Origin of the sequence: Cellulomonas massiliensis JC225, from assembly GCF_000312005.1 — a bacterium.
Lineage (GTDB): Bacteria > Actinomycetota > Actinomycetes > Actinomycetales > Cellulomonadaceae > Cellulomonas > Cellulomonas massiliensis.
Map to the genome: position 1 here is coordinate 1,958,638 of NZ_HE978588.1, position 6,895 is coordinate 1,965,532.

Genomic DNA, 6,895 nt, shown 5'->3' on the forward strand with positions numbered 1-6,895 from the left:
CCGTGCCGTTCGACGACGACGAGCCCGGTCTCGACGCCGAGCCCGAGCAGCCCGACCGGCCCGACCAGCCCGACGTGCCGGCGGGTGCCCGGCCCGACCGCGACACGCCGGAGCCCGACCTGGGCCCCGACCCCGACCTCGCGTCCCGCCGCTCCGTCCCCGCGCGGGACGACGCGGCCGCCCGGCCGGACCCGCTCGACCTGACGACGCCCCTCGACGCGCCCGAGCCGCCCCGGCGGGACCGCGACGAGCGGCGCCGCCGGACGGTCGACGACCTGCCCGTGCCGCCGAGCGCGCCCGTGCGCCGCTCGACCCGCCGCGCGGCCGACGACGACACGTCGGTGATCGACCCCGCCGAGGACTGACCCCTCGGGCGGGCTCATCCCGGCGACTCGACGCCGCCGGGCTCACGTCCCGCCCTCCCGTGCGACTCTCCCCGACGGTGTCGGTGGTGCGGGGGAGGATGGCGGTCATGACGACGGCGGAGCGGCTGCGGGTGGGCCAGGCGATCGAGGGCGGGCGTCGTCGCAGCGCCTGGTCCGGCGTCGAGCCGGGCGGGGGCTCGGCGGGAGGCCGCGTCACGCACACGGTGGTCGAGTCCGGCATGGGGCCGATCACGCTCGTGGGCGTGGACGGTGCGCTGTCGGCGCTGCTGCTGCCCTCGACGCGCGCGCGCAACGACGCGCCCCGCGGGGAGCACGGCGAGCGGGACGACGCCTCCCTGTCGCTCGCCGCCTCACAGCTGCGGGAGTACCTCGCGGGCGAGCGCACGGTCTTCGACCTGCCGCTGCACGTCCAGGGCTCGTCGTTCCAGCGGCGGGTCTGGGCCGGTCTGCAACAGATCCCCTACGGCGAGACGTGGTCCTACGGGCGCCTGGCGGCGGCCGTCGGCCTGGACCCGCGGACGTCGTCCCGGGCGGTGGGCGCCGCGAACGGGTCGAACCGGATCGCGGTCGTCATCCCGTGCCACCGGGTGATCGGCGCGGACGGGTCGCTCACCGGCTTCGCCGCCGGGGTCGAGCGCAAGCGGTTCCTGCTGGAGCTGGAGGCGCGCACGTCCGCGGCCGTGCTCTTCTGACGCACGCGCGTCCGGGCAGCGGCCCACGGCGTCCCTGAGCCGGATCGCGCGGGCCGGGGCAGACTGGCCCGCATGAGAGTCGTGGTCGTCGGGGCGAGCGGGAACGTCGGGACGGCGCTGCTGCGGCAGCTCGCGGCGGACGAGACGATCACCTCGGTCGTCGCGGTGGCCCGGCGGGCGCCGAGCGGACCCGTCCCACCGCCGTACGACGTCGCGCGCTGGGTGGCGTGCGACGTCGCCACGCCCGGGCCGGACGAGGCCGTCGTCGACGCGCTCGCCGCCGCCTTCGTCGGCGCGGACGCCGTGGTGCACCTGGCCTGGGCGATCCAGCCGAGCCACGACCGCGAGGCGCTCGCGCGCACGAACGTCGACGGCACGCGGCGCGTGCTCGCGGCGGCGCGCTTGAACGGCGTCCCGCACGTGGTGGTCGCGTCGTCGGTGGGGGCGTACTCGCCGGCGGACGACGACGTGCTCCGCGACGAGTCCTGGCCGACCGGCGGCATCGCCACCTCGTCGTACTCGACCGACAAGGTGGCCGTCGAGCGGCTGCTCGACGAGGCGGAGGCGTTGCCCGACGCCCCCGTGATCGCACGGCTGCGCCCGTCGCTGATCTTCCAGCGGGACGCCGGCGCGGAGATCGGGCGCCTGTTCCTCGGGCCGTTCGTGCCCCGGGGCCGGGTGGGCGCCCTGCCCGTGCTGCCGTGGCCCGTCGGGCTGCGCCTGCAGGCGGTCCACGCGGACGACGTGGCCCGCGCGTACCGCGAGGCGGTCGTGCGGCAGGCGCGCGGCGCGTTCAACGTCGCGGCGCCCGACGTGCTGACCGGGCAGCACGTGGCGGCGCTCGTCGCGGACGGGAACCTCCAGGAGGTCGAGCCGGCCGTCGTGCGGCAGGCGCTCGGCGCGGCATGGCTCGCGCGCCTGGCGCCCATCGGCCCCGGCTGGCTCGACATGGCCCTGCACACCCCGCTGCTCGACGTCTCCCGCACCGAGCGCGAGCTCGGCTGGCGCGCGCAGCGGACCGGCTTCGACGCCCTCGCCGACCTGGTCGACGGGCTGGTCGCGCAGGCCGGGACGGCGAGCCCGGCGCTGCGTCCCGGACGGTTCCTCAGCAGGCTCGACAAGGACCGCTGAGCCGTCGCCTCCCGCTGCGCGCGTCCGGCGGGCATGCTGGGCCCATGGCCGAGCCCGACGTCACCCCCGAGCGGCACGTCTACGGCGCGCCCGACGCGCCCGTCACGCTGCTCGAGTACGGGGACCTGGAGTGCCCGTACTGCCGGTCCGCGGCGCCGGTCCTGCGCCGCGTCGTGGACGCGTCCGAGGGCCAGGTGCGGCTCGTGTGGCGGCACTTCCCGCTCTTCGAGGTGCACCCGTACGCCCTGACCGCGGCGCTCGCGGTCGAGGCCGCGGGCGCGCAGGGGCGGTTCTGGGAGATGCACGCGGAGCTGTTCGCGCACCAGGACCGCCTCACCGACGACGGCCTGCGCGCCGCCGCCGCGCGGGTCGGGGTCGACCCGGACCTCGTCACCGGGCCCGCCGCGCAGCGGTACGCCCCCGCGGTGCAGCGGGACTACACCGACGGCGTCGCGGCGGGGGTGCGGTTCACGCCGACCGTGTTCGTCGACGGCGTCCTGTTCGCCCACCGGGTCCGGGCGGAGTCGCTGCGCACCGCGATCGACGAGGCCCTCGCGGCGCGCGGCGCGGGCCGGCGCTGATGGAGCTCGCGTTCCGCGGCGAGGCGGTGCACTGGCGCGGGCCGGCGCCGTACGTGTTCGTGGCCGTTCCCCCGCCGCACAGCGAGCAGATCGCGACGGTCGCTCCGCTCGTCACCTACGGCTGGGGCGTCATCCCGGTCGAGGTGCGGCTCGGCGCGTCGCGGTGGACGACGTCGCTGTTCCCGAAGGACGGCGGGTACCTCGTGCCGCTGCGCGCGGCCGAGCGGCGCCGGGAGGGCGTCGAGGTCGGCGACGTCGTGGACGTGCGGCTGCGCCTCGACGTGTGAGCCGCGGCGCGGGCGTCGCGGCGCGGTCCGCGCGCGGCTCTGCCAGGGTGGTGGGATGACCGACTCCACCGCAGGCCCCGACCGGGCCACGACCGTCGCGGTGCCCCGGACCGCGCTCGTCACCGGCGCCGGGCGGGGCATCGGCCGCCACCTCGCGCTGGGCCTCGCCGAGGCCGGCTACGACGTCGGGCTCGTCGGCCGGACGCGCGCGCGGCTGGACGACGTCGCGGCGGAGATCGCGGAGCGCACCGGCGGCGCGCGCACGGTCGTGGCCGCCGCGGCGGACCTCGTCGACGTGACGGCCGTCGCCGACGCGGTCGCGCGCGTCGAGGTGGGGCTGCCGGGCGGCATCGGGCTCCTCGTCAACAACGCGGGGGTCATCGAGCGCCAGGACCTGCCCTTCGCGCAGGACGACGTCGAGGACATGTGGCGCGTCGTCGAGACGAACGTGCGCGGGCCGATGCTCGTGACGCACGCCGTGCTGCCGGGCATGCTCGCGCGCGGCGGCGGTCGTGTGCTCAACCTCAACTCGGGCTCCGGCTACCGGGCCCTGCCGAGCTACACCGGTTACGCGATCAGCAAGGGCGCGCTCGCGCGGCTGACCACGCAGCTCGTGCGCCAGCACGGCGACGCGGGGATCCGGGCGCTCGACCTCGCCCCGGGCGTCGTCGAGACCGACATGTCCCGGTCGATGCCGCGCTACGAGGGCCGCACGGACTGGACGGACCCGGCCGAGGTGGTGGCGCTCGCCGTCGCGTTCGCCGACGGCGAGCTCGACGCCCTCACCGGCCGGTTCGTGCGCGCCGGCGCGGACACCGTCGCCTGGCTGCAGCAGCACGCGGCGCAGATCGTCGAGGCCGACGCGCGCACGCTGCGCGTCACGCCGCTCACCCCGGACGACCCGATCGCCTGAGCGTCAGGCCCGCGCCTCGGAGACCTCGCCGGGCGCGCCCCACGGCAGGGGCGGCAGCGGCGGCGGCTCGTCGGACTCGGGGGAGCACAGGGGCAGGCGCTCGCCGAGCCAGCGCAGCAGCACCGAGCCGAGCACGGCCGCCACGAGCGACCCGAGCAGGACGCCGATCTTGGCGTCGGCCAGCTGCTGCGGGTCGTCGAACGCCAGCTGCGCGATGAACAGCGAGATGGTGAAGCCGATGCCCGCGAGGACGGCGCCGCCCATGAGGTGCCCGTAGCGGACCCGTCCGGGCAGGCGGCCCAGGCCGAGGCGGATCGCGAGCGTCGAGAACCCGGTGATGCCGATCGCGTTGCCCAGGACGAGCGCGACGGCGACCGCGATGGTGAGGCGCGAGTGCAGCGCGTCGCCCAGGACGTCGCCGCCGAGCGAGATCCCGGTGTTCGCCAGCCCGAACAGCGGCACGACGACGAACGCGCTCCACGGGTGCAGCATGCGCTGCAGCCGGTCGGCCGTCGGCACGGCCGCCCGGGCCGCCAGCTCGGCGAGGTGCTCGCGCTCGGCGGTCGCGTCGGCGACGAGCTTGGTGGCGTAGCGCGGCACGGCCTCCACGTGCTCGCGGCGCGGGACGGTGGCGGGCACCAGCAGCCCGACGAGGACGCCCGCGAGCGTCGCGTGCACCCCCGAGGCGTGCACCGCGAACCAGAGCAGCAGCCCGACGACGGCGTAGGGCGCGACCTGCCAGACGCGCAGCCAGCGCATGACGAGCATCGCGACGACGAGCAGCCCGGCCAGCGCGAGCGGCACGAGCGCGACGTCGTCGGTGTAGAACACCGCCATCGCGGTGATCGCCCCGATGTCGTCGACGATCGCCAGCGTGAGCAGGAACAGGCGCAGCCGGTCGGGGCACTGCGGGCCGAACAGCGCGAGGATGCCGACGAGGAACGCGGTGTCCGTGGACATCACGACGCCCCAGCCGTGCTGCACGTCCGTGCCGGTCGTGAGCAGCAGGAAGATGAGGACGGGGACGAGCAGGCCGCCGACCGCGCCGAGCGCCGGCACCGCGACGGTCCGCCGGTCCCGCAGGTCCCCGCTCGTCGCCTCGCGCGCGATCTCCAGCCCGACGACCGCGAAGAACACGGCCATGGCCGCGTCGTTCACCCAGTGCTGCAGGTCCATCTCGAGCGACCACGGCCCGATGGTCAGGCCGGCCGTGGCCTCCCACAGCGCGGTGTAGGACGCCGCCCACGGCGAGTTCGCCCAGATCAGCGCGACCACGGTCGCGGCGAGCAGGACCACGGCGGAGCCGGCCTCGGTCGACAGGAACCGCCGGACGGCGGGGTTGACGCCGGGCAGCCGCACGCGCAGGTCGGGGCCGGGGGAGGGGATCGCCACGCGCACAACCTCGCAAACGGCACGGGGCGCGCGCAACGCCGTCCGCTGCGGGCGAGCGTCCGCGCCGGGGACCCGGTCGGGCTAGAGGCCGCGCTCGGGGTCGCCGAGCAGCGACGCCACGTGGTCCGGGACGTAGGTCGACAGCTCGCGCGGGGGCCGCTGGTAGGACGACGAGGCGGCGGGCCGCTCGGGCAGGTCGACGTCCTCGTGCGGGACGTCGTGGTACGGGATCGTGGACAGCAGGTGGGCGATCATGTTGAGGCGCGCCCGCTTCTTGGAGTCCGACTCGACGACGTACCAGGGGCTGGCCGGCACGTCGGTGTGCACCATCATCTCGTCCTTGGCGCGGGAGTAGTCCTCCCAGCGCTCGATCGACTCCAGGTCCATCGGGCTCAGCTTCCAGCGCCGCACGGGGTCGTCCAGGCGGGAGCGGAAGCGCCGCAGCTGCTCGGAGTCGCTGACGGAGAACCAGTACTTGCGCAGCAGGATCCCGTCCTCGATGAGCATCTGCTCGAAGATCGGGGTGTCGCGCATGAACTGCGCCACCTGCCGCGCCGACGCGAAGCCCATCACCCGCTCGACGCCGGCGCGGTTGTACCAGGACCGGTCGAAGACGACGATCTCGCCCGCGGCCGGCAGGTGCTGCACGTAGCGCTGGTAGTACCACTGCGTCCGCTCGCGCTCCGTGGGCGTCGGCAGCGCGGCGATCCGCACGGTGCGGGGCGACAGGTACTCCGTGAGCCTCTTGATGGTGCCGCCCTTGCCGGCGGCGTCGCGGCCCTCGAAGACGATCACGATGCGGGCGCCCGTGGCCTTGGTCCACTCCTGCAGCGTCACGAGCTCGGCCTGCAGGCGGAACAGCTCCGCCTCGTAGACCTCGTCCGGCAGCGTGCGGGACCGGCTGGGCTTCCCGTGCTTCTTCGCACCCTTCCCCATGACGCGAACGTAGCGCCTGAGCGCCCCGGGCACCCGGGTTCTGGGGGCGGGACCGCATACCGCCGCATCCGCGGCTCCATGGCTCCCAAGGAGCCGCAGACGCGGTTACGCTCGCGCCATGACGACGTACCGGGTCAGCGAGGCCGCGGGCCTGCTGGGCGTCAGCGACGACACCGTCCGGCGCTGGGTGGACTCCGGCGCCCTGGAGCCGTCGGCCGACGCGCAGGGGCGGGTCGTCGTCGACGGCGCGGCGCTCGCCGCGGTCGCGGTGGAGCGCGCCCGGCGGCCCGACGACCCGGACGCGGGCACGACGTCCGCCCGCAACCGCTTCGCCGGGCTGGTCACGCGCGTCACGGCGGACACCGTGATGGCGCAGGTCGAGCTGCAGTGCGGGCCCTTCCGCGTCGTCTCGCTCATGTCCAGCGAGGCCGTGCGCGAGCTGGGTCTCGAGGTCGGCTCGCGCGCGGTCGCGGTCGTCAAGGCCACGACGGTCGTCGTCGAGACGTCGGGCGGCGGGCGGTGACGCGGACGTCGCGCCGCCGCGGCGCGGCGTCCCTGGCCGGCGGTCTGCTCGTCG

8 protein-coding genes and 1 pseudogene are annotated in these 6,895 nt (G+C 76.0%); 7 read left to right on the forward strand and 2 right to left on the reverse strand.

The genetic code is table 11. The annotated features are described in order from the left end of the window. The 6 genes and pseudogenes from HGCM_RS19845 to HGCM_RS09355 all read left to right on the forward strand — a co-directional run. Window positions 1-365 (forward strand): annotated as a pseudogene (locus tag HGCM_RS19845) (hypothetical protein); the annotation flags it as partial. 107 nt (window positions 366-472) lie between these two features. Then, window positions 473-1,078 (forward strand): methylated-DNA--[protein]-cysteine S-methyltransferase, encoded by a 606-nt coding sequence (locus tag HGCM_RS09335; RefSeq protein WP_019136575.1) that lies wholly within the window; start codon window positions 473-475, stop codon window positions 1,076-1,078. Between the two features lie 72 nt (window positions 1,079-1,150). Then, window positions 1,151-2,209 (forward strand): NAD-dependent epimerase/dehydratase family protein, encoded by a 1,059-nt coding sequence (locus tag HGCM_RS09340; protein ID WP_026075375.1) that lies wholly within the window; start codon window positions 1,151-1,153, stop codon window positions 2,207-2,209. 44 nt (window positions 2,210-2,253) lie between these two features. After that, window positions 2,254-2,790: a DsbA family protein gene (locus tag HGCM_RS09345; RefSeq protein WP_019136577.1), complete on the forward strand. Its 537-nt coding sequence runs from the start codon at window positions 2,254-2,256 to the stop codon at window positions 2,788-2,790. Further along, window positions 2,790-3,077 (forward strand): DUF1905 domain-containing protein, encoded by a 288-nt coding sequence (locus tag HGCM_RS09350; protein WP_019136578.1) that lies wholly within the window; start codon window positions 2,790-2,792, stop codon window positions 3,075-3,077. Before HGCM_RS09345 ends, HGCM_RS09350 begins: the two co-directional genes overlap by 1 nt. A gap of 55 nt (window positions 3,078-3,132) precedes the next feature. Continuing rightward, the gene (locus HGCM_RS09355; protein ID WP_019136579.1) at window positions 3,133-3,990 is read left to right on the forward strand and encodes an SDR family NAD(P)-dependent oxidoreductase; all 858 of its coding nucleotides are present in this window, start codon (window positions 3,133-3,135) and stop codon (window positions 3,988-3,990) included. Window positions 3,991-3,993: 3 nt separating this feature from the next. Here the strand turns inward: HGCM_RS09355 and nhaA are convergent, their stop codons facing one another. Continuing rightward, window positions 3,994-5,382 (reverse strand): Na+/H+ antiporter NhaA, encoded by a 1,389-nt coding sequence (nhaA, locus tag HGCM_RS09360; RefSeq protein ID WP_019136580.1) that lies wholly within the window; start codon window positions 5,380-5,382, stop codon window positions 3,994-3,996. An 81-nt stretch (window positions 5,383-5,463) separates the two neighbouring features. After that, window positions 5,464-6,318, reverse strand: a complete 855-nt coding sequence (ppk2, locus tag HGCM_RS09365; protein WP_019136581.1) for a polyphosphate kinase 2 — start codon at window positions 6,316-6,318, stop codon at window positions 5,464-5,466. A 118-nt stretch (window positions 6,319-6,436) separates the two neighbouring features. Here ppk2 and HGCM_RS09370 point away from each other — a divergent pair, with 118 nt between their 5' ends. Continuing rightward, complete coding sequence (locus HGCM_RS09370) at window positions 6,437-6,841, forward strand: TOBE domain-containing protein (protein WP_019136582.1); 405 nt, start codon at window positions 6,437-6,439, stop codon at window positions 6,839-6,841. Window positions 6,842-6,895: the final 54 nt, after the last annotated feature.